The sequence below is a fragment of the Aliiroseovarius conchicola genome (assembly GCF_041403445.1).
GTDB classification, from domain to species: Bacteria; Pseudomonadota; Alphaproteobacteria; order Rhodobacterales; family Rhodobacteraceae; genus Aliiroseovarius; species Aliiroseovarius conchicola.
Genome location: NZ_JBGEHL010000009.1, coordinates 129,482 through 152,892 on the forward strand (window position 1 = coordinate 129,482; position 23,411 = coordinate 152,892).

The 23,411-nt window shown below is 55.1% G+C and carries 20 protein-coding genes and 2 tRNA genes; 16 read left to right on the plus strand and 6 right to left on the minus strand.

Features of this window, described 5'->3' with window-relative positions:
• Complete coding sequence (gene dapF, locus V6N04_RS14615) at positions 1-837, minus strand: diaminopimelate epimerase (RefSeq protein ID WP_371170934.1); 837 nt, start codon at positions 835-837, stop codon at positions 1-3.
• A 110-nt stretch (positions 838-947) separates the two neighbouring features.
• Here dapF and V6N04_RS14620 point away from each other — a divergent pair.
• Together V6N04_RS14620 and V6N04_RS14625 are read left to right on the plus strand one after the other, a co-directional pair.
• Positions 948-1,023, plus strand: a tRNA-Lys gene (locus V6N04_RS14620).
• A 254-nt stretch (positions 1,024-1,277) separates the two neighbouring features.
• On the plus strand, positions 1,278-1,838 hold the full coding sequence (locus V6N04_RS14625; protein WP_371170935.1) for an MBL fold metallo-hydrolase: 561 nt from the start codon (positions 1,278-1,280) through the stop codon (positions 1,836-1,838).
• A gap of 41 nt (positions 1,839-1,879) precedes the next feature.
• On the opposite strand, the gene V6N04_RS14630 is transcribed toward V6N04_RS14625, so the two are convergent.
• From V6N04_RS14630 to V6N04_RS14650, 5 genes are all read right to left on the minus strand, one after another.
• Positions 1,880-2,545 carry an ankyrin repeat domain-containing protein gene (locus V6N04_RS14630; protein ID WP_371170936.1) on the minus strand — a complete coding sequence of 222 codons (666 nt, stop codon included), beginning with the start codon at positions 2,543-2,545 and terminating at the stop codon, positions 1,880-1,882.
• Between the two features lie 57 nt (positions 2,546-2,602).
• Entirely contained in the window at positions 2,603-3,085 is a 483-nt protein-coding gene (locus V6N04_RS14635) for a GlcG/HbpS family heme-binding protein (protein WP_371170937.1), read from the minus strand.
• Positions 3,086-3,175: 90 nt separating this feature from the next.
• A complete protein-coding gene (locus tag V6N04_RS14640; RefSeq protein WP_371170938.1) occupies positions 3,176-3,784 on the minus strand; it encodes a response regulator transcription factor in 609 nt (202 codons plus the stop codon).
• A complete protein-coding gene (locus tag V6N04_RS14645; RefSeq protein WP_371170939.1) occupies positions 3,781-5,295 on the minus strand; it encodes a sensor histidine kinase in 1,515 nt (504 codons plus the stop codon). Before V6N04_RS14645 ends, V6N04_RS14640 begins: the two co-directional genes overlap by 4 nt.
• 198 nt (positions 5,296-5,493) lie before the next feature.
• A complete protein-coding gene (locus V6N04_RS14650; RefSeq protein WP_371170940.1) occupies positions 5,494-6,261 on the minus strand; it encodes a class I SAM-dependent methyltransferase in 768 nt (255 codons plus the stop codon).
• Positions 6,262-6,481: 220 nt separating this feature from the next.
• On the opposite strand from V6N04_RS14650, the gene V6N04_RS14655 reads away from it, so the two are divergent.
• The 14 genes from V6N04_RS14655 to V6N04_RS14720 all read left to right on the plus strand — a co-directional run.
• Positions 6,482-6,557: transfer RNA gene (locus V6N04_RS14655), tRNA-Trp, on the plus strand.
• A 129-nt stretch (positions 6,558-6,686) separates the two neighbouring features.
• Positions 6,687-6,878, plus strand: coding sequence for a preprotein translocase subunit SecE (gene secE / locus V6N04_RS14660; protein WP_371170941.1), 192 nt, complete (start codon positions 6,687-6,689; stop codon positions 6,876-6,878).
• A 153-nt stretch (positions 6,879-7,031) separates the two neighbouring features.
• The gene (gene nusG / locus V6N04_RS14665) at positions 7,032-7,565 is read left to right on the plus strand and encodes a transcription termination/antitermination protein NusG (RefSeq protein ID WP_371170942.1); all 534 of its coding nucleotides are present in this window, start codon (positions 7,032-7,034) and stop codon (positions 7,563-7,565) included.
• Between the two features lie 119 nt (positions 7,566-7,684).
• On the plus strand, positions 7,685-8,110 hold the full coding sequence (gene rplK, locus V6N04_RS14670; protein ID WP_371170943.1) for a 50S ribosomal protein L11: 426 nt from the start codon (positions 7,685-7,687) through the stop codon (positions 8,108-8,110).
• A 1-nt stretch (position 8,111) separates the two neighbouring features.
• Entirely contained in the window at positions 8,112-8,810 is a 699-nt protein-coding gene (gene rplA / locus V6N04_RS14675) for a 50S ribosomal protein L1 (RefSeq protein WP_371170944.1), read from the plus strand.
• Positions 8,811-9,261: 451 nt separating this feature from the next.
• Positions 9,262-9,774 carry a 50S ribosomal protein L10 gene (gene rplJ, locus V6N04_RS14680; protein ID WP_371170945.1) on the plus strand — a complete coding sequence of 171 codons (513 nt, stop codon included), beginning with the start codon at positions 9,262-9,264 and terminating at the stop codon, positions 9,772-9,774.
• Positions 9,775-9,843: 69 nt separating this feature from the next.
• Entirely contained in the window at positions 9,844-10,218 is a 375-nt protein-coding gene (gene rplL, locus V6N04_RS14685; protein WP_133489708.1) for a 50S ribosomal protein L7/L12, read from the plus strand.
• Between the two features lie 250 nt (positions 10,219-10,468).
• Positions 10,469-14,605, plus strand: a complete 4,137-nt coding sequence (gene rpoB / locus V6N04_RS14690; RefSeq protein ID WP_371170952.1) for a DNA-directed RNA polymerase subunit beta — start codon at positions 10,469-10,471, stop codon at positions 14,603-14,605.
• Between the two features lie 50 nt (positions 14,606-14,655).
• Complete coding sequence (rpoC, locus tag V6N04_RS14695; protein ID WP_371170946.1) at positions 14,656-18,912, plus strand: DNA-directed RNA polymerase subunit beta'; 4,257 nt, start codon at positions 14,656-14,658, stop codon at positions 18,910-18,912.
• A 150-nt stretch (positions 18,913-19,062) separates the two neighbouring features.
• Positions 19,063-19,941, plus strand: a complete 879-nt coding sequence (locus V6N04_RS14700; protein WP_371170947.1) for a DMT family transporter — start codon at positions 19,063-19,065, stop codon at positions 19,939-19,941.
• 298 nt (positions 19,942-20,239) lie between these two features.
• On the plus strand, positions 20,240-20,611 hold the full coding sequence (gene rpsL / locus V6N04_RS14705; RefSeq protein ID WP_371170948.1) for a 30S ribosomal protein S12: 372 nt from the start codon (positions 20,240-20,242) through the stop codon (positions 20,609-20,611).
• A gap of 12 nt (positions 20,612-20,623) precedes the next feature.
• The gene (rpsG, locus tag V6N04_RS14710) at positions 20,624-21,094 is read left to right on the plus strand and encodes a 30S ribosomal protein S7 (protein ID WP_371170949.1); all 471 of its coding nucleotides are present in this window, start codon (positions 20,624-20,626) and stop codon (positions 21,092-21,094) included.
• A 21-nt stretch (positions 21,095-21,115) separates the two neighbouring features.
• Positions 21,116-23,233: an elongation factor G gene (fusA, locus tag V6N04_RS14715; protein WP_371170950.1), complete on the plus strand. Its 2,118-nt coding sequence runs from the start codon at positions 21,116-21,118 to the stop codon at positions 23,231-23,233.
• A 57-nt stretch (positions 23,234-23,290) separates the two neighbouring features.
• Positions 23,291-23,411, plus strand: a 121-nt coding sequence (locus V6N04_RS14720) for a GTP-binding protein (protein WP_371170953.1), incomplete at its 3' end; no start/stop codon positions are given.

The window sequence follows — 23,411 nt, forward strand, 5'->3', positions numbered from 1 at the left end:
TTACAGCCCCTTCAAGAAGGTAGGCGTCAGTTGACCCTCGAAAACAAATGCTGTCGGCCCCGTCATCCAAACGCCATCCTCACGCCAGTCGAGCGTCAGCCACCCGCCGTCCAGCTCCATCCGAACTCGTTTATCCGTCAGACCACGTTGATGGGCGGCGACGGCCGTAGCACAAGCACCTGACCCGCAAGCCAGCGTGATCCCGGTTCCACGCTCCCAAACGCGCATCCTGATTTCATCTCGGCTGCGGACCTCGGCGAATTCCACATTGGTAGCCTCAGGAAACAGCGGGTTGTGTTCGATCGTGGGACCGATACTCGCGACCTTCACGGCTTCTGCATCGTCGACAAAAAACACGCAATGGGGGTTACCCATCCCAACAGCTGCCGGATCGCCGTCAAGCGGCAAATGGTCGGTCTCCATTTCCTCGGCCAAGGGCACATCCTGCCAATCAAGCTGAGGCCGCCCCATATTGACCGAAACCAGATCGCCATCACGCTGCGCCGAAAGCAGGCCACGCGTCGTGCGTATGGTCAGAGCATGGCTACCTTCTGCGTCCATGATGTAACGCGCCACACAGCGCGAAGCATTCCCGCAGGCACCCGCACGGCTTCCGTCAGCATTCCAGAAATCCAGATCGATATCAGCAACATCCGAGCTGCGAATCTCGGCCAACTGATCAAAACCAACGCCACGGTTGCGATTCCCCAGACGTGACGCCAATTCTTGTGTCACCACGCCGCCATTCCCCCGTGAATCAATGATTACGAAGTCATTGCCTGCTCCATGCCATTTCATGAAGCTCAAGGCGGAGTTATATGTGCTATCCGATGCCATGACGCGCGATATAAGCCTTGTGCAGAACTTTTGCCAGAGATCGCGTAGATTCATTGTGAAATGGGCTTGACCTGCCCCGCTGGCGGCTATAGTCACCGCGCTCACAGAGTGGGCCGTTAGCTCAGTTGGTAGAGCAACTGACTTTTAATCAGTGGGTCGAAGGTTCGAATCCTTCACGGCTCACCACTTTCATCTTAAATATCAAGATGTTGCGAGCCGCGTTGAAAGACGCGGCTTTCGTGTTTCTGGCTGCCGGAAGCTATGCGGAAGCAGTGTGACAAAGAATCGAGCGTGATTAACTTCAACAGACTGTAGCGACGAAAGCAGGGTTAAGGGCGGTCTTCTCACCAGGATAACCGCGAGCGTTCATCACAATCGGAATGGGCCCGTGATCGTAATGCCCGACCTATTGAGGTTGTCATGATCATGAAGACGTGCTGATGACTGACACAGCGAACGGATTTCGCGCTGGTTTGCTCGCCAACGAGGTTGCGAAACTCACAGACAAGCCAGTAGGCAAAATCGTACTATCGCATGAGCATTTTGACCACACGGGCGGTACCGAGGTGTTTGAAGGCGCCGAAATCATCGCGCAGGAAAACGCGGTCGCCGTCGCCGACCTTGACCCTCTTGGTATGTTCCCTGACACGCTCGACCAAACATATGCGACCAACATGGACATTGATATGGGGACGACGCTCGTGCGTCTCCACCACTTTGGCGCAGCTGACGGTGTCGCAAACACTATCGTTCAGCTTCCAAACGAGAAAAGCGTCGCCGTTGCGGATATGTATGTGGATGGCGGCCTGAACCCCGGCCTATTCTTGACCGATGCCAATCTGCTGGGCAACAGAAAGGTGCTCAATGAGGTGGCAAGCTGGGACATCGAACATGCCGTCAATGCTCATACAACAAACACAGACACGAGGGATACTTCACGAGGAGGTCCAGATCAGTCGACATCACCCGATCGTGGACAGCTCGCGACTAATAACAAGTAACATGCGAGCGCTCATTCTGCTGGGTCGATCGCAGGAAGGCCTTACTTCAAAAGCTCAACAACGTCATCGTAACCACGCTCGATCGCATGTTGAAGCGGCGTTACACCTTCGCGATCTCCGATGTTCTTATCCGCACCCGCTTCGACAAGAATTCGAACGGTTTCAATGTGATCCGGTCCACCGTCCCCCAATACGACCGCCTCGATCAGGGCAGTCCATGCGAGGTTGTTCACATGATCCAAGGGCGCTCCGCCAGCAACAAGCCGGGAGACGACGTCGTGGTGACCCAAATGCGCGGCGGCAATCAGGGCCGTTCCATCATAGATACTTGTGATGAGGTCTGGCTTGTTGCCCAGCTTCATCGCCAGTGACACCAATTCGGGATCGTCCGCGACGGCTGCAATCGTTAGAACGTCATAAACGCCATTCTCTAACGCATTCATATCGGCACCACGTTCAGCCAATGCAGCGACCGCATCGTCGTGTGAAGCGAATGCGGCGACATGGGCAGGAGTGCGGCCAGCCCGATCCCGTTTGTTAGGGTCGGCGCCTGATGCGATTAAGAGTTTGATCTGATCAACATCTCCTTGGTGGGCGGCAAGATGTAGGCCGCTATAGGTCGCAATGTCAGAAGACGATGGAGCGGTTTGAGCTTGAGCTCCGCTGCCAAGGGCAAAAGCGGAAACTATGATCAAGGTACGAAGCATTTTATTGACCTCTTGAATAATGAGACCCGCCCCAAACTAATGGGACGGGCCATGTGGTTATTCAGCGTTGATTGCGTCAAGGCCGGCACGGGCGCAGGCCTCGTCCAAGTGGCCGCCAGGGGCACCACCAACACCGATGCCACCGACAAGGGCTCCACCGATCTTGATCGGCAGGCCGCCGCCTTGGATTACCAGGCGATCATCCATGTCGCGCAGTCCGCCGTTTTCAGGATTGGAGCCAATGAAGCCCGCTAAGCCAGCTGTATCGCGGCCCATGCTCGCAGATGTGAAAGCCTTGCCGGTGCTTGATCCCACCGTGTGTGGCCCCGCATTGTCGGCGCTCAGGATGGCTTTGGTCACGCCGCTGCGTGCAACGATTGCGACGCTGACGTTGTAACCGTCGGCCGCGCATGTCTCGAGTGCGACTTGTGCGGCTTGTGTTGCCATGTTGAGCGGCAAGTAAGGCGCGGTTGGCAAATCCTGTGCAGACGCAGCTAGGGGAGTCAGCAGGGTGGCAGCAAGTGTAAGTGTACGGATCATCTCAGAGTTCCTTTGTTTGACTTGTGATCTTTGCCTAAGCCAAACAGGGGCCCTGTGTTATTCGTAGCCAACGCGACGATGTCCGTAGTTCTACGGATCGGCCTGCGCATCCAGCCAATATCTTGTCAGCTCAGCAGCCGATGATGTGCCTGTCTTCGTGGCAATCGCAGCCCGATGACTTTCGACAGTGCGTGGTGAAAGGCCAAGTGCATCCGCGATTAGTTTTGTTGTCAGGCCTTTTGCAATCATGCCCATGACCTCTTGTTCGCGAGCGGAGAGTAGGGCGACCAGAGCGATAGATTCCGCACGCTCCTCCACGGCCTGCTTTTGCGCCTCAAGCGCGGCGTGGCCTTTTTGGATTGCATCGATGAGATCCTGTTCATCAACGGGCTTGCTGAGGAAGTCGATCGCGCCATTGCGAAAGGCGCGTCTGCAGGCGTTGATGTCGCCATGCCCACTAATGATCACGGTCGGCCATATTATGCCCTGATCGGTCAATTTCTCTTGCAACTTAAGCCCCGATATTTGCGGCATTCGGATATCAAGGATCAAACATCCCGGTGTCAGGTCCGCAGCGTGGGAAAGAAATGTTTCTGGCGAGGCAAAACTGCGCACGGCCAAGCCCACTGTTTCCAGCAGAAGGGTAAGCGCTTTGCGAATGGCTTCGTCGTCATCGACCAGATAGACGTGTTTGCTCATCCTGAAATCATCGTAGGAGAAAGCGGCAGCGACAAGCGGAAAGTCGTTTCGGTCGCGTCAGTAATCAATTCAATATCGCCGCCCATCTCCTCGACCAGCCGCTGGCACAGCGCAAGCCCAAGCCCGGTTCCTTCGGGTTTTCCCGTTACAAATGGCTCAAACAACCGGCCCTTAATCTCGTCCGGCACACCCGGCCCACTGTCCATGACATATAGTATCGCGCTGCGCCCAATAATTTCGGTTTTGATAGTTACTTGCGCCGCTTCAGAAGCATCAAGTGCGTTGCGGACAAGGTTGAAGACAACCTGTTCCAGCTCGACAGAGTCAGCTTCAATCAAAGGCGAGTAATCACAAAGAGATAGCGTAATTTTTGCCCCTTTGGTTTTGACCTCGGATGCCAAAAGTCGTTGAACACTTTGGATCGCGTCGTGCAATGCGCACGGCGTTGAGGCTGCCCTGTTGGGTTTGCTCCATCGTCTTAGCCGATCAAGGATGTCCGCAGCCCGCTGTGCCTGTGACACAGTATCATCCAACACCGAGCCCAACCGCTTGACATCATTGCGCCGCGCCAAGTGTCGTCCAGCTTGGGCCTGGCTTAAAATCGCAGTCAAAGGCTGCGCCAGTTCATGCGCCATCCCACTTGCCATCTCGCCCATTGCATTGACTCGCGAGGCATGTGCCAGCCGTGTTTCTTGTGCACTAAGACTCGCGCGGCTTTCCGCGTCCGCTCTGCGCGAACGTTGTCTGTAGCCAAACGCGACGAGCAAAAACAGGGCCGTGGTCACGGCGACGACCACCAAGGTTTTACCCAACGGCAAGAGGTCTGCCAGATGAATTGTCAAAGCGGTTTCAAGAATAAGGGGTTGCGAGCTGCTGCCCAAAGGTTTTGTGAATCCAACGGTTTCAGGTGCATCTTGGCCAACCAGAACTTTCTTACCGTCAGGTGTCAGAAGGCGAAGCGACACAGATGGTCGTTGCCAGAAAGGGTCGTCTGATGCGACCAGCGCCTGTGCATCAATCGACAGCGCTAGCCCATGGCGGGCAGCATCTGTGTTGGGCGTTCGCTTTACGACCAAATAGTGGTCTGGTGTCGTCGGCATTTGCTGCACGCTCAGTGCTCCAGTCGAGGTGCGCGCCATCTGAACGATCAGATCGGAATCCTCAGCCTTAAGACCCGGGGCTGTTTCGATCGCAGATTCCGATGGATCGAACGGGATCACATCCACAGCAGAAATGCGGGAGTAGAAGCGCCTGATCGTTGCAGCAACGTCCAAGAACAAGTCCTGACGTTCGCGCCCTCCCGCCACAAATATCGCAGATAGTGATGTCAGATGAGCATCATGTTGATCAGCACGCTGAGACGCCAAACGGTGAAGCGTGGCGCTTTTTACGGTTAGTTCCCGAACCAGACTTTGACGCTCATAAACCGCCATACCGCCCAGCACCACTGCAACTGCGAACGCCCAGAGCTGCAAGTAACGCCAAAAGCTGGTTGGATTTGATACCGTCATGCTTACTCATCGCAGGTGAAGCGGAAAACACCAATCCGTAATTATACGGCCCGCTCATAGCACGGCAGGAACAGGTTTTCGGTATCTAGGTGTTTCTGCAGTTCTCTGCGATGGCCAGTCCACAAAAAGTGAGATCGCACTTTTGGTCTGTCGAACAGGCGTAGTTGTTCACGGGCTTAATGAGGTCAAGAGATGCGGTCACATTTCACTGTCACTATCGTCCGGTGGCCTCATCATGTGCCCGATTCGGACGCCAGGGTTTGCGATAAGAACCTTAATCATTTTGCGAATTCTACGGCTCTTGTGCCATGGAACACCGCGCCAGTTGGAGCGCCTGAGCGACGCCAGGAGCTCAGCGTCGGTAAGCTTGCCGATATTTCCAATGGCCAGTGCCTGATCGTCGACCTGTCTCGTATTAAGGAAGATAACGGTGTCGTCGGGACAATACGCAATAGGTTTAAACCACCGATGCATGCGCTGCATTTGCGCGGGTATCCATGGAAGCTTCCAATGATAGTAGTCTTGCTGAATGACCAATGACTTCCCTGGAATGAGATGGGGAAAAAACGTCTCGGCAATATTGTCGATTCTTTCATCAGATTTGGCAGCGTCCAATATCAATAGCTCAATGGGGTCGCCGTCCCAGGCCTTGTGCCGAATATCCCCGCGATGGAGTGTGATGTGATCGTCCCATGGGTGAAGCAGGTCGCGAGCCAGCCAATAGGTGTCTGCGCCGTCGAACTCGGCAATTCCGTTGCGATACAAATAGGCTTCTTTTGTCCGCTCATTTGCTAAGAATCGGTCATAGGCGTGTATCCAGCTTTTGTGACATGCGCGGGCGTGTCCCGCAGCAAGTCGTGCTGTCGAGCCGCCAACAAAACAGCCGAGGTCAACGACGGCACCAACATCGTCCGCCCAGTGCGATGTCAGCCAGTAGTAAAGCTTCTGTTCTTCGAGCGCCAACATGGTGGGCACATTGTTGGCTTCTTCGAACTCACTTGGTTCAATAGCCTGCCAAGGTGCGGTCTCAAATTCGCTGGTGTCTCGTATCATGGTGCCTCTGTGCTTAGCGCATCAGATGTGACGGAAACAGACGAAGATTCCAACACCGTCCGTTTTCTTCGTCAATTGTCACCAAAAGCGCTTGAAAACCCTCGCGTAGGTCTGTAATCCCAGCGTCGGTCCTAGGGGTATAGCTCAGTTGGTAGAGCGACGGTCTCCAAAACCGTAGGTCCCGGGTTCGAACCCTGGTGCCCCTGCCATTATCCAACAAATTTGACGGATCACGGCCGATTTGGCGGATTAGTAGGCTTTCGGACGCCAACGAGGCTTGAAAACCGGGCGCGTAGGGCGTAATTGACCGCCTGACCCATAAGAGGCTGAAGACGAACATGACGAATCCGCTGCAATTCATCCAGCAAGTACGAGCCGAAGTGTCAAAGGTGACATGGCCGACGCGTCGCGAAGTGTTCTTGACCACCGGTATGGTCTTTGTGCTTGCGGCCCTTACCGCGCTGTTCTTTTCGCTGGTGGATCTTGGCATTCGCAGCGGGCTGACGGCTGTGCTGGGAATGTTTGGCTGAGAAATCATCTGACCCCTTGAAATGAGCACGTTTCGGGGGTAGTTCGGGCGTCACTTCGGGACGGGCGTGTGGCGATTCGAGTTGCACGCCGCTTTTTTGTTCCCGGAAACAGAATTGAAATGGCCCGTTGGGCGCAAGAATGCAGAGGCTGACATGGCGAAACGGTGGTATTCGGTGAGCGTGCTCTCGAACTTCGAAAAGAAGATCGCCGAAGCGATTAAGGTTTCGGTCGAAGAAAAAGGTCTCGTGGACGAGATCGACGAAGTTCTGGTCCCCACCGAAGAGGTGATTGAGGTTCGTCGCGGCAAAAAGGTCACGACGGAACGTCGCTTTATGCCGGGCTATGTGTTGGTCCATATGGAAATGTCGGACGAAGGTTATCACCTGATTACATCGATCAATCGCGTTACAGGTTTTCTGGGCCCTCAAGGCCGCCCGATGCCCATGCGCGACGCCGAGGTAAATGCAATCCTCAACCGTGTCGAAGAAGGTATCGAGGCGCCGCGCACCTTGATCAACTTCGAAGTGGGCGAGAAGGTCGCCGTCACAGATGGTCCGTTCGAAGGTTTCGATGGAATGGTCGAAGAAGTGGACGAAGAAAACAGCCGTCTGAAAGTGACGGTATCAATTTTTGGCCGGGCCACCCCGGTCGAGCTGGAATACACGCAGGTCACGAAACAGACCTGATTGTGGAGCCGCCCATTCGGGCGGGCGTGGGAGGGGCAGGGATCGCGATCCCCAATCCAGACCACGACAATAGAAGGCTGCGGGACGCGTCCCAAGGCTGTTGTTAAAGGAGAAGCCAAATGGCTAAAAAACTAGCTGGCACGATGAAGCTGCAGGTTCCTGCAGGTCAAGCCAACCCAAGCCCGCCCGTCGGCCCAGCACTGGGTCAACGCGGTATCAATATCATGGAATTCTGCAAAGCGTTCAACGCCAAGACGCAGGAACTGGAGCCCGGCGCGCCGTGCCCAACCGTGATCACCTATTACCAGGACAAGTCGTTCACGATGGACATCAAGACGCCCCCTGCGTCTTATTTCCTGATCAAAGCGGCTGGCCTGAAGTCGGGTGCAAACACCCCCGGTCGTGAAACCGTAGGTTCGGTGACTGCCGCTCAGGTGAAAGAAATCGCCGAAGCGAAAATGAAAGATCTGAACGCGAACGATATCGAAGCCGCGATGCAGATCATCCTGGGCTCAGCCCGTTCTATGGGCATCGAGGTGAAGTAAGATGGCAAAACTGGGTAAACGTACCACAGCTGCCCGCGAAGCATTCGCCGGCAAAGAGAACCTGACAGTTGAAGAGGCTGTTGCTCTGGTTAAGGGCAACGCGAAAGCCAAGTTCGACGAGACAATCGAAATCGCAATGTCATTGGGCGTTGATACACGCCACGCAGACCAAATGGTTCGCGGTGTAATCGGCCTGCCGAACGGCACCGGTAAAACCATGCGTGTTGCCGTGTTCGCTCGTGGCCCGAAGGCTGAAGAAGCTCAAGCGGCTGGCGCGGACATCGTTGGTGCAGAGGATCTGATGGAAACCGTTCAAGGCGGCACCATCGAGTTTGATCGTTGCATTGCAACGCCAGACATGATGCCCGTCGTTGGTCGTCTGGGTAAAGTTCTGGGGCCACGCAACCTGATGCCGAACCCCAAAGTTGGCACCGTGACCATGGATGTGAAAGCCGCCGTGGAAGCCGCCAAAGGTGGCGAAGTTCAGTTCAAAGCTGAAAAGGGCGGCGTGGTTCATGCTGGCCTTGGCAAAGCGTCATTCGACGAAGCCAAGTTGGTCGAGAACGTTCGCGCATTCATCGAGGCTGTTCAGAAGGCCAAGCCTGCTGGCGCCAAGGGCACCTACATGAAGAAGATCGCGCTGAGCTCGACCATGGGTCCGGGCATCACCATCTCGGTGGACAACGCGACAGGGAACTAATCCTGCTGAACTTCATGAGTCATTCGGAAGGGCGCCTTATGGGTGCCCTTCTTGGTTTTTGAGGGTGTTTTTTGCGTGCCGTGACTATTTGTGTTAGCCTAACATGGTAGATCACGGTGATCGGTGTTGACCGAACGCTGGATTAGGGGTTGGAAAACCCCGGTAAACGTCCTACATAACCCATGCAGTTCAGCGTGCGATTCGTCGTGCGCTGTTTTGCATTTCGTCCGAGACGGTGGGTGACGCTGGTGGGCCAAGCTGAAAAGCGACCGCGCGCAAGGGTCATAATTCCTGCCTGAGATGGGAAATGAACAAAAGAATTCTCGCGGCCAACCGGCCCCGAGGCGATTTTGCGAAGGACCCGTATAACGGACCCGATTGCCGGGTTTTCTCTGAAAATCTGGTGAAATATGAGCCGGAGGGTCTGACCCTCCATACTTGGAGTAAAACTGTGGATAGAGCCCAGAAAGAGAAAGTGGTCGAGGAACTCGGCCAGATCTTTGAAAGCTCTGGCGTTGTAGTGGTTGCCCACTACGCGGGTCTCACGGTTGCCGAGATGCAGGACCTGCGTTCGCAAATGCGCGAAGCTGGCGGGTCGGTGCGTGTTGCCAAGAACAAGCTCGCCAAAATCGCCTTGGAAGATAAGCCGGCCGCTTCGATCGCCGACCTTCTGACAGGCATGACCGTTCTCGCTTATTCCGAAGACCCTGTGGCTGCGGCCAAGGTCATGGATGGCTATGCCAAGACCAACGACAAGCTCGTTATTCTTGGTGGTGCTATGGGTGAGAACGCTCTGGATACGGCCGGTGTTAAAGCTGTTGCCGCTATGCCGTCGCGTGACGAGCTTATTGCTTCGATCGTTGGCTGCATTGGCGCACCTGCTTCGAACATCGCTGGAGCCATTGGCGCACCTGCTTCGAACATCGCATCCATCTTGTCCACAATCGAGGACAAGGCTGCTTAAGCAATCTGAGACCAGCGTAGCGGAACATCACCCTTCGTTGGAACACATCTAAATACGGAAAGAAGTCAAATGGCTGATCTGAAAAAACTTGCTGAAGAGATCGTGGGTCTGACCCTTCTCGAAGCACAAGAACTGAAAACCATCCTCAAAGACGAGTATGGCATCGAGCCCGCCGCTGGCGGCGCAGTTGTAATGGCAGCAGGCGGCGACGCCGGCGGTGCAGCAGCTGAAGAAAAAACCGAGTTCGACGTCGTTCTGAAGAACGCTGGCGCCTCGAAAATCAACGTGATCAAAGAAGTTCGCGGCATCACTGGTCTTGGTCTGAAAGAAGCCAAAGAGCTGGTAGAAGCAGGCGGCAAGATCAAAGAAGGCGTGGACAAAGCCGAAGCAGAAGACGTGAAAGCCAAGCTGGAAGCAGCTGGCGCAGAAGTCGAGCTGGCCTAAGCCCCGTGCTTTTGGGCCGGTTTAGGCCCGCGAAAAATGGCTGGGTCCGGAGAAATCTGGGTCCAGCCGAACCTGTCTTGGAGAGGGCCTGTGCAGATATGCGGGTTTTTTCCTGGGAAAGGTTCAATGGATCGGGAGGAAACCCTTGGGAAGGTTTCCGGGAATTGGTCCGAACCCCCAATCTCGGACGAGGCGTCGCCGGTGACCCGACGGATGGCGTATTAGTTGAGAAATGAAAGGTAATTACCTTATGGCGCAGTCCTATCTTGGCCAGAAACGCTTGCGTAAGTACTACGGTAAAATCCGTGAAGTGCTTGAGATGCCGAACCTGATCGAGGTTCAGAAAAGCTCTTACGATTTGTTCCTGAACTCTGGTGATCAACTTGAACCGATGGATGGCGAGGGCATTAATGCCGTCTTCCAGTCGGTCTTCCCGATTAAGGATTTCAACGAAACCGCAATTCTGGAGTTCGTGAAATACGAGCTGGAAGAGCCGAAGTTTGATGTTGAGGAGTGCCAGCAGCGCGACCTAACATACTCGGCGCCTTTGAAAGTGACGCTTCGTTTGATCGTGTTCGATATCGACGAGGATACTGGCGCGAAGTCTGTCAAGGATATCAAGGAACAAGACGTGTTCATGGGCGATATGCCTTTGATGACACCGAACGGTACGTTTGTTGTGAACGGCACCGAGCGTGTGATCGTGTCGCAGATGCACCGTTCGCCGGGCGTTTTCTTTGACCATGACAAAGGTAAGACACACTCGTCCGGTAAACTTTTGTTCGCCTGCCGTATTATTCCTTACCGTGGCTCGTGGCTCGACTTCGAATTTGACGCAAAAGACATCGTCTTTGCGCGCATCGACCGTCGCCGCAAATTGCCTGTCACCACGCTGCTTTATGCACTGGGTCTGGATCAAGAAGGTATCATGGATGCCTATTATGATACTGTTCAGTTCAAACTGAAGAAGAACAAGGGTTGGGTAACCAAGTTCTTCCCCGAGCGTGTTGCAGGCACCCGCCCGGTGCAGGATCTGATCAACGCCAAGACAGGCGAAGTGATTGCCGAAGCCGGCAAGAAAATCACACCGCGTGCCGTAAAGAAACTGATGGAAGATGGCAAAGACATCGATCTGTTGGTTCCATTTGATGCCATCGTTGGTCGCTATGTGGCCAAAGACATCATCAACGAAGACACCGGCGCAATCTATGTCGAAGCCGGTGACGAGCTGACGCTTGAGCACGACAAAGATGGTGAGCTGATTGGCGGGTCGCTGAAAGAGCTGATGGATGCGGGTATCAATGACATCCCGGTTCTGGACATCGACAACGTCAATGTTGGCCCCTACATCCGCAACACGATGGCGGCAGACAAGAACATGGGTCGCGACACCGCGCTTATGGACATCTACCGCGTGATGCGCCCGGGCGAACCGCCCACGGTTGAAGCAGCTTCTAACCTGTTCGACACGCTGTTCTTTGATAGCGAGCGTTATGATCTGTCGGCCGTTGGTCGCGTGAAAATGAACATGCGTCTGGCTCTCGATGCAGAAGACACTCAGCGTACGCTGCGCCGCGAAGATATCGTGGCTTGTATCAAAGCGCTGGTGATGCTGCGTGACGGCAAAGGCGACATCGACGATATTGACCACTTGGGCAACCGTCGTGTGCGTTCGGTCGGCGAACTGATGGAAAATCAGTACCGTGTTGGCCTTCTGCGTATGGAGCGCGCGATCAAAGAGCGTATGTCGTCCGTCGAAATCGACACCGTCATGCCGCAAGACTTGATCAACGCGAAACCTGCTGCTGCGGCTGTTCGTGAATTCTTCGGCTCTTCGCAGCTGTCGCAGTTCATGGACCAAACCAACCCGCTGTCAGAAGTCACCCACAAACGCCGCCTGTCGGCGCTTGGGCCTGGCGGTCTGACCCGCGAACGTGCTGGTTTTGAGGTGCGTGACGTTCACACAACTCACTACGGTCGTATGTGTCCGATTGAAACGCCGGAAGGGCCAAACATTGGTCTGATCAACTCGCTGGCGACTTTTGCCCGTGTGAACAAGTATGGCTTCATCGAAACACCTTACCGTGTTGTGAAAGACGGTCAGGTTACGGACGAAGTACACTACATGTCCGCGACCGAAGAAATGCGTCACACAGTGGCTCAGGCCAACGCGCATCTCGACGAAAAAGGCCGCTTCGAGAACGATCTGGTGAACACACGTCAATCCGGTGACTACCTGATGTCACCGCGTGAAAACGTGGATCTGATCGATGTGTCACCCAAGCAGCTGGTATCGGTTGCCGCTTCGCTTATTCCATTCCTGGAAAATGACGACGCCAACCGCGCGCTGATGGGATCGAACATGCAACGTCAGGCGGTTCCGCTTCTGCGTGCCGAGGCTCCGTATGTTGGGACTGGTATCGAGGGCAAGGTTGCCATCGACTCCGGCGCTGCCATTCAGGCCAAGCGTGGCGGTGTGATCGACCAAGTTGACGCAACGCGTATCGTTGTACGTGCCACCGAAGACCTTGGTCTGGGTGACGCGGGTGTAGACATCTATCGTCTGCGCAAGTTCCAACGTTCGAACCAGAACACCTGCATCAACCAACGTCCGTTGGTGAAAGTAGGTCAGCGCGTATCGAAAGAAGAGGTCATCGCGGATGGTCCTTCGACAGATATGGGTGAACTGGCTCTGGGTAAAAACGTGGTCGTCGCGTTCATGCCTTGGAACGGTTACAACTACGAGGACTCGATCCTGATCTCTGAGCGTATCGCGCGTGACGACGTCTTCACTTCGGTGCACATCGAAGAATTTGAAGTTGCCGCCCGTGACACGAAGCTTGGGCCAGAAGAAATCACTCGCGACATTCCAAACGTCGGTGAAGAAGCGCTGCGCAACCTCGACGAGGCTGGCATCGTATACATCGGCGCGGACGTTGAGCCGGGCGATATTCTGGTCGGTAAGATCACACCAAAAGGCGAAAGCCCGATGACGCCGGAAGAAAAGCTTCTGCGCGCCATCTTTGGTGAGAAAGCATCGGATGTTCGTGACACCTCGCTTCGCGTAAAGCCAGGCGACTTCGGCACGGTTGTGGAAGTACGCGTCTTTAACCGCCACGGTGTGGAAAAAGACGAACGTGCGCTTCAGATCGAACGTGAAGAGGTCGAAAGCCTTGCACGTGACCGCGATGACGAGCTTCATATCCTTGAGCGCAACATCTACGGCCGCCTAAAGGGCATGATCCTTGGCAAGCAAGCGGTGAAAGGTCCGAAAGGCGTTAAGTCTGGTTCGATCATCACCGAAGATCTGCTGGAAACGCTGTCGCGCGGTCAGTGGTGGCAACTTGCCCTTGAAGACGAAGACGATGCGAAAATCGTTGAAGCACTGAACGAACAGTTCGAAGTGCAGAAACGTGCATTGGACGCTCGTTTTGAAGACAAGGTCGAAAAAGTCCGTCGTGGTGATGATCTGCCTCCGGGTGTGATGAAGATGGTAAAAGTCTTTATCGCCGTGAAGCGTAAGCTTCAGCCGGGTGATAAGATGGCCGGTCGTCACGGGAACAAAGGTGTTATTTCCAAGGTAGTACCGATGGAAGACATGCCGTTCCTTGCCGACGGTACGCCGGTTGACTTCTGTCTGAACCCACTGGGTGTGCCTTCGCGTATGAACGTTGGTCAGATCCTTGAAACCCACATGGGTTGGGCCGCACGCGGTCTGGGTCTGAACGTGGATGAAGCTCTGGGTGAATATCGCCGCTCTGGCGATCTGACCCCGGTTCGCGAAGCCATGCGTATCGCTTATGGCGATGATGTCTACGAAGAAGGCATCTCGGACATGGACGAGGACACATTGGTTGATGCAGCGTCCAACGTGACGCGCGGTGTGCCGATTGCTACGCCCGTCTTTGACGGTGCGAAAGAAGCTGACGTGAACGACGCGCTGACGCGTGCCGGGTTCGACACTTCTGGCCAATCGGTTCTGTTCGACGGCCGTACCGGCGAACAGTTCTCGCGCAAAGTGACGGTGGGTGTGAAGTATCTTCTGAAACTGCACCACCTTGTGGACGACAAAATCCACGCGCGTTCAACTGGTCCGTACTCGCTTGTTACTCAGCAGCCGCTGGGTGGTAAGGCGCAGTTCGGCGGACAGCGCTTCGGTGAGATGGAAGTCTGGGCTTTGGAAGCATATGGCGCGGCCTACACGCTGCAGGAAATGCTCACGGTCAAGTCGGATGACGTTGCCGGACGGACGAAAGTCTATGAAAGCATCGTCAAAGGCGAGGACAATTTTGAGGCCGGCGTGCCGGAATCGTTCAACGTTCTTGTCAAAGAAGTCCGCGGCCTCGGCCTTAACATGGAACTCCTGGATGCGGAGGGCGAGGATTAAGGCGCCCTGCCTTAACCCTTCCCCCCTTCCCTTAATGTAAGGAACGCAAGATGAACCAGGAACTGACAACCAACCCGTTCAACCCGCTGGCGGCCCCTAAGACCTTTGATGAAATCAAAGTGTCGCTGGCCAGCCCGGAACGGATTCTTTCATGGTCGTACGGCGAGATCAAAAAGCCCGAGACCATCAACTACCGTACGTTCAAACCTGAACGCGACGGTCTGTTCTGTGCTCGTATCTTTGGCCCCGTCAAAGATTACGAATGCCTGTGCGGTAAATATAAGCGCATGAAGTATCGCGGCGTTGTCTGCGAGAAATGTGGCGTGGAAGTTACCCTTCAGAAAGTACGCCGCGAGCGTATGGGCCATATTGAGCTGGCAGCCCCTGTCGCTCACATTTGGTTCCTGAAGTCGTTGCCATCGCGCATCGGCCTGATGCTGGACATGACCCTTCGTGATCTTGAACGTATTCTTTACTTCGAGAACTACGTGGTGATCGAACCCGGTCTGACAGACCTTTCTTACGGTCAGTTGATGACCGAAGAAGAGTACATGGATGCCCAAGACACCTTCGGCATGGATGCCTTCACCGCCAATATCGGCGCTGAAGCGATCCGCGAAATGCTGTCGGCGATCGATCTTGAAGCCGAAGCAGAACAGCTGCGTGCTGATCTGGCCGAAGCCACCGGCGAATTGAAGCCCAAGAAGATCATCAAGCGTTTGAAGATCGTTGAAAGCTTCATTGAATCGGGCAACCGTCCCGAATGGATGATCCTGACCGTGATCCCGGTTATCCCGCCAGAGCTGCGCCCGCTGGTGCCGCTGGATGGTGGCCGTTTCGCGACCTCGGATCTGAACGATCTGTATCGCCGCGTGATCAACCGGAACAACCGTCTGAAGCGCCTGATCGAGCTTCGCGCGCCCGACATCATCGTCCGCAACGAAAAGCGGATGTTGCAGGAATCTGTGGATGCGCTGTTTGACAACGGCCGTCGTGGTCGCGTCATCACGGGTGCCAACAAGCGCCCGCTGAAGTCGCTGTCCGACATGCTGAAAGGCAAGCAGGGTCGCTTCCGTCAGAACCTTTTGGGTAAACGCGTCGACTTCTCGGGTCGTTCGGTCATTGTGACCGGGCCTGAGTTGAAGCTGCACCAATGTGGTTTGCCCAAGAAGATGGCGCTCGAGCTGTTCAAGCCGTTCATCTACTCGCGTCTTGAAGCCAAAGGTCTGTCTTCCACTGTGAAGCAGGCCAAGAAATTGGTGGAAAAAGAACGTCCCGAAGTTTGGGATATCTTGGACGAAGTGATCCGCGAACATCCCGTCATGCTGAACCGTGCGCCTACGTTGCACCGTCTTGGCATTCAGGCGTTCGAACCGGTTCTGATCGAAGGTAAAGCCATCCAGTTGCACCCGCTTGTTTGTTCGGCGTTTAACGCTGACTTCGACGGCGACCAAATGGCTGTTCACGTGCCGCTTTCGCTGGAAGCCCAGCTGGAAGCACGTGTCCTGATGATGTCGACGAACAACGTTCTGTCGCCCGCAAACGGCGCACCGATCATCGTTCCGTCGCAGGATATGATCCTTGGCCTTTACTACATCTCGATGGAGCGTGACGGCATGAAGGGCGAAGGCATGGTCTTCGCTGATGTTGACGAAGTGATCCACGCTTTGGACGCTGGTGAAGTGCATCTGCACGCCAAAGTTCAGGCGCGTCTGCCACAGGTAGACGAAGAGGGTAACACGGTCATGGTGCGGTTCGACACGACACCGGGTCGGGTCCGTCTTGGCGCGCTTCTGCCAACGAACAACAAGGCTCCGTTCGAGCTGGTGAACCGCCTTCTTCGTAAGAAGGAAGTTCAGCAGGTCATCGACACTGTCTATCGTTACTGCGGTCAGAAAGAGTCCGTTATCTTCTGTGACCAGATCATGTCCATGGGCTTCAAAGAAGCGTTCAAGGCTGGCATCTCGTTCGGTAAGGATGACATGGTTATTCCTGAAACCAAATGGCCGATCGTGGATGACACGCGCAGTCAGGTGAAAGGGTTCGAACAACAGTATATGGACGGCCTGATCACTCTGGGCGAGAAGTACAACAAGGTTGTCGATGCCTGGTCGAAATGTAACGACAAGGTCACCGACGCCATGATGGACACCATCTCGTCCGCCAAGCGTGACGAAGATGGCGCCGAAGCCGAACCGAACTCGGTTTACATGATGGCCCACTCCGGTGCGCGTGGTTCTGTGACGCAGATGAAGCAGCTGGGCGGCATGCGCGGCCTGATGGCCAAGCCTTCGGGCGAGATTATCGAAACGCCGATTATCTCGAACTTTAAAGAAGGTCTGACCGTTCTTGAGTACTTCAACTCGACCCACGGTGCCCGTAAGGGTCTGTCAGATACCGCTCTGAAAACTGCGAACTCCGGTTACCTGACCCGTCGTCTTGTCGACGTCGCGCAGGACTGTATCGTCCGTATGGTCGATTGTGGAACCGAGAACTCGATCACAGCCGAAGCCGCCGTTAACGACGGTGAGGTTGTCGCCACACTGGGCGAACGTGTTCTGGGTCGCGTTGTTGCTGAAGACGTTCTGGTCCCCGGCACCGAAGAGGTGATTGTGGCCAAGAACGAACTGATCGACGAACGCAAAGCGGACGAGATCGAAGCTTCGGGTGTAGCGACTGTGCGTATGCGTAGCCCGCTGACTTGTGAGGCTGAAGAGGGCGTTTGCGCCAACTGCTACGGTCGTGACCTTGCACGCGGTACGCGTGTGAACACAGGCGAAGCTGTCGGTATCATTGCGGCACAGTCAATCGGTGAACCTGGTACTCAGCTAACGATGCGGACCTTCCACATCGGCGGTGTTGCACAAGGTGGTCAACAGTCGTTCCAGGAAGCTGGTCAAGACGGTAAGATCGAATATCGCAACGCGAATGTTCTGGAAAACCGTGATGGCGAGATCGTCGTGATGGGCCGTAATATGGTCCTTGCGATCATCGACGAGAACAACGCTGAACGTGCGACCTTCAAACTGGGTTATGGCTCTAAACTGCATGTCAAAGACGGTGCAAAAATTGCCCGCGGCGACAAGTTGTTTGAGTGGGATCCATACACGTTGCCGATGATCGCCGAGAAAGATGGAACGGTTAAGTTCGTTGATCTTGTCAGCGGTATTTCGGTCCGTGACGAAACCGATGATGCAACTGGCATGACTCAGAAGATCGTGATCGACTGGCGTTCGGCACCGAAAGGCAACGAACTGAAGCCTGAGCTGATCATGGTAGATGAAGATGGCGAACCCGTGCGCAATGACGCCGGAAACCCTGTCACATACACCATGTCGGTTGACGCTATTCTGTCGATTGAAGACGGTACGAAAGTCAAAGCCGGTGACGTGATCGCGCGTATCCCGCGTGAAGGTGCAAAGACAAAAGACATCACCGGTGGTCTGCCGCGTGTTGCCGAACTGTTCGAAGCACGTCGTCCGAAAGATCACGCGATCATCGCCGAAATCGATGGTTACGTGCGCTTTGGCCGCGACTACAAGAACAAGCGTCGCATCTCGATCGAGCCAGCTGATGAAAGCATGGAGCCCGTCGAATACATGGTGCCCAAGGGTAAGCACATTCCGGTCGCGGAAGGTGACTTCATCCAGAAGGGCGAATACCTCATGGACGGTAACCCCGCGCCACATGACATCCTGTCCATCATGGGTGTCGAAGCGCTGGCTGACTACATGATCGACGAAGTTCAGGACGTCTATCGCCTGCAAGGTGTTAAGATCAACGACAAGCACATCGAGGTGATCGTTCGCCAGATGCTGCAAAAGTGGGAGATCTTGGATTCGGGCGAGACCACGCTTCTGAAGGGCGAACATGTCGACAAGGCCGAGTTCGATGCTGCCAACGAAAAGGCAGCAGCCGAAGGTCGTCGTCTGGCATCGGGCGAGCCGATCCTCTTGGGGATCACCAAAGCTTCGCTGCAAACACGTTCGTTCATCTCGGCGGCGTCGTTCCAGGAAACCACCCGCGTTCTGACCGAGGCTTCTGTCCAAGGTAAGCGCGACAAGCTGGTTGGTCTGAAAGAGAACGTCATCGTTGGTCGCCTGATCCCGGCAGGTACAGGTGGGGCAACGCAGCGTGTTCGCTCGATCGCTCAGGCTCGTGACATGAAGGTCATCGAAGAAGCCCGCGCTGAAGCCGAGAAGGCTGCCGCATTGGCCGCACCGGCCGATGACGTGTTCGGCGATGTCTCGGAAAATGAGAGCGGCTTGGTTGAAACGCCAGAGTTCGGCGGATCAGAACAACCCTGATCGGTACGGAAACAACACTGAAAAGCCCCACCCCAAGCGGTGGGGCTTTTTGTTTGCATGAGACCCAGTTCCATGGCTAGTTCGGTCTGTCCGGCGCCCGCCTGATTTGGCCGCTACCGGAACCTCAAACGAGCTATGGCGAAAGTTGGTATGTCACTATCAGACAACATGAAGGGCGCGATTTTGATGTCCGGCTCTATGGCTGGGTTCACGTTCAACGATGTCTGTATGAAGGCCTTGGCCGGCGATCTACCCCTGTCGCAAGCCGTTTTTTTGCGCGGAATAATAACTTGCGCCCTACTTTACGGGTTGGGAGTTGCGCTAGGTGCGATGAACTTCAAGTTGGGACGCCGAGAGTGGACGTTAGTGATCTTGCGCTCCATCGCTGAGGCGGGCGCAACCTATTGCTTCCTGACCGCGCTGTTCAACATGCCCATCGCCAATGTAACGGCTGTATTGCAGGTCTTGCCGCTGACCGTCACACTTGCGGCATGGGTCTTTATCTCTGAACCCCTCGGCTGGCGCCGATTGACGGCGATCTTGGGCGGATTTGTTGGTGTTCTATTGATCATCCAACCCGGAGGTGACGGGTTCTCTGTCTGGTCGATCTATGCGCTAATCGCCGTCGTCTTCATTACGTTTCGCGACCTCATTGTCCGTAAGATGTCGCCAACAACACCCTCGATGACGGTGGCTTTCGTTGCGGCGGCGTTTATTACATTGTCTTTCGGTGCGGCTTCTGCCGGAGTGGAATGGGCACCAATCACACCCTCAAGCGTTCTGGTGCTGTGCGCAGCCGCGGTGTTTGTCTTTATGGGATACCTATTTGCGGTCATGGTGATGCGTGTCGGCAATATCGGCTTCATCGCTCCGTTTCGATACACCGGCTTGGTCTGGGCGTTGATCCTTGGGTTGGTGGTGTTTGGAGAATGGCCGGACAGTTTGACCTTCATTGGGGCGGGGATCGTTGTTGCCATGGGAATGTTCACGCTGTTTCGCGAGCGGCAGATGGCCCGGCGCCAAGCCTGAACGAGCAAATTCGCGGTCCAGCAACCATCGGGTTCTTCCCTGCATGTGCTGCCTGTTGACAGAACCGACGACTCCCCATATACGCGCGTCATCCAGCCGGGTCAGTCCGGCTCTTCAGTATTGAGGGATCAAGTTCAGCGCTACTTTGAAGCACTGATCCTCTGTGAACCAACCGCGACGTTTGCCTCGGAATGGAAACGCTCGCGGATTTTCGCTTTGCGGACGCGTGGGGCGAGGAAATGTTAACCGCTCGGGGACACCCGCGCACACATATGTTGAGAAACGGGAAACGAACCCTATGCCAACGATTCAACAGCTGATCCGCAAACCGCGCCAGCCTAAAATCAAGCGCTCCAAGTCGATGCACCTGGAGTCATGCCCCCAAAAACGTGGCGTTTGCACGCGTGTTTATACAACCACACCGAAAAAGCCGAACTCGGCCATGCGTAAGGTTGCCAAAGTGCGCCTGACCAATGGTTTTGAGGTCATCAGCTACATCGGCGGCGAAAGCCACAACCTTCAGGAGCACTCTGTGGTTCTGATCCGTGGCGGTCGTGTAAAAGACCTTCCGGGTGTCCGTTACCACATCGTTCGCGGTGTTCTGGATACCCAGGGCGTCAAAGACCGTAAGCAACGTCGTTCGAAATACGGCGCCAAGCGTCCGAAGTAAGGAGATCTCAGAATGTCTCGTCGTCACGCTGCTGAAAAGCGCGAAATCCTGCCCGACGCCAAATTTGGCGATCGTGTGCTGAGCAAGTTCATGAACAACTTGATGATCGATGGTAAAAAATCGGTTGCTGAAAAAATCGTTTACAACGCGTTGGATCGTGTTGAAGACAAGATCAAGCGCGCCCCTGTGGAAGTGTTCCACGAAGCGCTGGACAACATCAAACCGTCGGTCGAAGTTCGCTCGCGTCGTGTTGGTGGTGCCACCTACCAGGTTCCAGTTGAAGTGCGCCCCGAGCGCCGTGAAGCTTTGGCAATCCGCTGGTTGATCACTGCTGCCCGTAACCGCAACGAAAACACCATGGAAGAGCGTCTTGCTGGCGAACTTCTGGATGCTGTGAATGCGCGCGGTACCGCCGTTAAGAAACGCGAAGACACCCACAAAATGGCCGACGCCAACAAAGCGTTCAGCCATTACCGCTGGTAAAGCCAAGGAAGGAAGAAAACCATGGCACGCGAATATCCGCTCGAGCTGTACCGTAACTTCGGCATCATGGCTCACATCGACGCAGGTAAAACCACCTGCTCCGAGCGTATCCTGTACTACACCGGCAAATCCCACAACATTGGTGAGGTGCACGATGGTGCAGCCACCATGGACTGGATGGAGCAGGAGCAGGAACGCGGGATCACCATCACGTCGGCTGCGACCACCACATTCTGGGAACGCACCGAAGATGGCGAAACTGCTGACACGCCCAAGCACCGCCTGAACATCATCGACACTCCCGGCCACGTTGACTTCACCATTGAAGTTGAGCGTTCGCTGGCTGTGCTTGATGGTGCTGTCTGTGTTCTGGACGCCAACGCCGGCGTTGAGCCCCAAACAGAAACTGTGTGGCGTCAAGCTGACCGCTACAAGGTTCCGCGTATGGTGTTCGTCAACAAGATGGACAAAATCGGCGCTGACTTCTTCAACTGTGTTGAGATGATCGAAGACCGCACCGGTGCGCGCGCTGTTCCGGTTGGTATTCCAATCGGCGCAGAGACCGAGCTGGAAGGCTTGATCGACCTCGTGAATATGGAAGAATGGCTGTGGCAGGGTGAAGACCTTGGCGCATCGTGGATCAAAGCACCGATCCGCGCAGAGCTGTCTGACATGGCCGACGAATGGCGCGGTAAGATGATCGAAGCGGCCGTCGAAATGGACGACGACGCGATGATGGAATACCTGGAAGGTAACGAGCCTGACGTTCCAACCCTGCGCAAACTTCTGCGTAAGGGTACTCTGGATCTGGCATTCGTTCCTGTTCTGGGTGGCTCAGCGTTCAAAAACAAAGGCGTTCAGCCTCTGCTTAACGCTGTGATCGACTATCTGCCCAGCCCGCTGGACGTTGTTGATTACATGGGCTTCAAACCCGGTGACGATACTGAAACCCGTGACATCGCCCGCCGTGCGGACGACAACATGGCGTTCTCGGGTCTTGCGTTCAAAATCATGAACGACCCCTTCGTTGGCTCGCTGACCTTTACCCGCATCTACTCGGGTGTCCTGAACAAAGGCGACACGCTTTTGAACTCGACCAAAGGTAAGAAAGAGCGCGTAGGTCGTATGATGATGATGCACTCAAACGACCGTGAAGAAATCACGGAAGCGTTTGCGGGCGACATTATCGCACTGGCAGGTCTGAAAGACACCACCACAGGCGACACGATCTGTGCCGTCAACGATCCGGTGGTTCTGGAAACCATGACCTTCCCTGATCCCGTGATCGAGATCGCGGTTGAGCCGAAAACCAAGGCTGACCAAGAGAAGATGAGCCAGGGTCTGGGCCGTTTGGCCGCCGAAGACCCGTCCTTCCGTGTGGAAACTGACATCGAAAGCGGTCAGACCATCATGAAAGGCATGGGCGAACTTCACTTGGACATTCTGGTTGACCGCCTGAAGCGTGAATTCAAAGTGGAAGCCAACATCGGTGCCCCGCAGGTTGCGTATCGTGAGACGATCTCGAAAGAGGTTGAGCACACCTACACCCACAAGAAACAGTCGGGTGGTTCGGGTCAGTACGCTGAGGTGAAAATGATCATCTCTCCGACCGAAGCTGGTGAAGGTTACTCGTTCGAAAGCCGCATCGTTGGTGGTGCTGTTCCGAAGGAATACATCCCTGGTGTTGAAAAAGGCATCCAGTCGGTTATGGACAGCGGGCCTTTGGCTGGCTTCCCAGTGATCGACTTCAAGGTTGCCCTGATCGACGGTAAATTCCACGATGTTGACTCGTCGGTTCTTGCCTTTGAAATTGCAGGCCGTATGGCAATGCGCGAAGGTATGCGTCTGGCTGGTGCCAAGCTGCTTGAGCCGATCATGAAAGTGGAAGTGATCACGCCCGAGGAATACACCGGCGGGATCATCGGCGACCTGACCTCACGTCGTGGTCAAGTTTCGGGTCAAGAGCCACGCGGCAACGCGATTGCAATTGATGCGAACGTACCGCTGGCGAACATGTTTGGCTACATCAACACCCTGCGCTCCATGTCTTCGGGCCGCGCGCAGTTCACGATGCAGTTCTCGCATTACGATCCGGTTCCGCAGAACATCTCGGACGAAATTCAGGCGAAATTCGCCTAATCGAACAAGCCGGGCAGGGATGGCCTTGCCCGGCGATCAGCATAATAGGAGGCCATCATGGCTAAGGAAAAGTTTGAACGCTCCAAACCGCACGTCAACATCGGCACAATCGGCCACGTTGACCACGGCAAGACGACGCTGACGGCGGCGATCACCAAGTATTTTGGTGACTTCCAGG

What these genes read in the sequence shown, in the direction of transcription:
- rpoB (WP_371170952.1), top strand. Translation starts at nt 10,469, where the DNA reads ATGGCGCAGTCCTATCTTGGCCAGAAACGCTTGCGTAAGTACTACGGT.
- V6N04_RS14645 (WP_371170939.1), bottom strand. Translation starts at nt 5,295, where the DNA reads ATGACGGTATCAAATCCAACCAGCTTTTGGCGTTACTTGCAGCTCTGG.
- V6N04_RS14625 (WP_371170935.1), top strand. Translation starts at nt 1,278, where the DNA reads ATGACTGACACAGCGAACGGATTTCGCGCTGGTTTGCTCGCCAACGAG.
- rpsG (WP_371170949.1), top strand. Translation starts at nt 20,624, where the DNA reads ATGTCTCGTCGTCACGCTGCTGAAAAGCGCGAAATCCTGCCCGACGCC.
- fusA (WP_371170950.1), top strand. Translation starts at nt 21,116, where the DNA reads ATGGCACGCGAATATCCGCTCGAGCTGTACCGTAACTTCGGCATCATG.
- rpoC (WP_371170946.1), top strand. Translation starts at nt 14,656, where the DNA reads ATGAACCAGGAACTGACAACCAACCCGTTCAACCCGCTGGCGGCCCCT.
- V6N04_RS14640 (WP_371170938.1), bottom strand. Translation starts at nt 3,784, where the DNA reads ATGAGCAAACACGTCTATCTGGTCGATGACGACGAAGCCATTCGCAAA.
- V6N04_RS14650 (WP_371170940.1), bottom strand. Translation starts at nt 6,261, where the DNA reads ATGTTGGCGCTCGAAGAACAGAAGCTTTACTACTGGCTGACATCGCAC.
- dapF (WP_371170934.1), bottom strand. Translation starts at nt 837, where the DNA reads ATGGCATCGGATAGCACATATAACTCCGCCTTGAGCTTCATGAAATGG.
- V6N04_RS14630 (WP_371170936.1), bottom strand. Translation starts at nt 2,545, where the DNA reads ATGCTTCGTACCTTGATCATAGTTTCCGCTTTTGCCCTTGGCAGCGGA.
- V6N04_RS14700 (WP_371170947.1), top strand. Translation starts at nt 19,063, where the DNA reads ATGTCACTATCAGACAACATGAAGGGCGCGATTTTGATGTCCGGCTCT.
- rpsL (WP_371170948.1), top strand. Translation starts at nt 20,240, where the DNA reads ATGCCAACGATTCAACAGCTGATCCGCAAACCGCGCCAGCCTAAAATC.
- rplK (WP_371170943.1), top strand. Translation starts at nt 7,685, where the DNA reads ATGGCTAAAAAACTAGCTGGCACGATGAAGCTGCAGGTTCCTGCAGGT.
- secE (WP_371170941.1), top strand. Translation starts at nt 6,687, where the DNA reads ATGACGAATCCGCTGCAATTCATCCAGCAAGTACGAGCCGAAGTGTCA.
- rplL (WP_133489708.1), top strand. Translation starts at nt 9,844, where the DNA reads ATGGCTGATCTGAAAAAACTTGCTGAAGAGATCGTGGGTCTGACCCTT.
- V6N04_RS14635 (WP_371170937.1), bottom strand. Translation starts at nt 3,085, where the DNA reads ATGATCCGTACACTTACACTTGCTGCCACCCTGCTGACTCCCCTAGCT.
- rplA (WP_371170944.1), top strand. Translation starts at nt 8,112, where the DNA reads ATGGCAAAACTGGGTAAACGTACCACAGCTGCCCGCGAAGCATTCGCC.
- nusG (WP_371170942.1), top strand. Translation starts at nt 7,032, where the DNA reads ATGGCGAAACGGTGGTATTCGGTGAGCGTGCTCTCGAACTTCGAAAAG.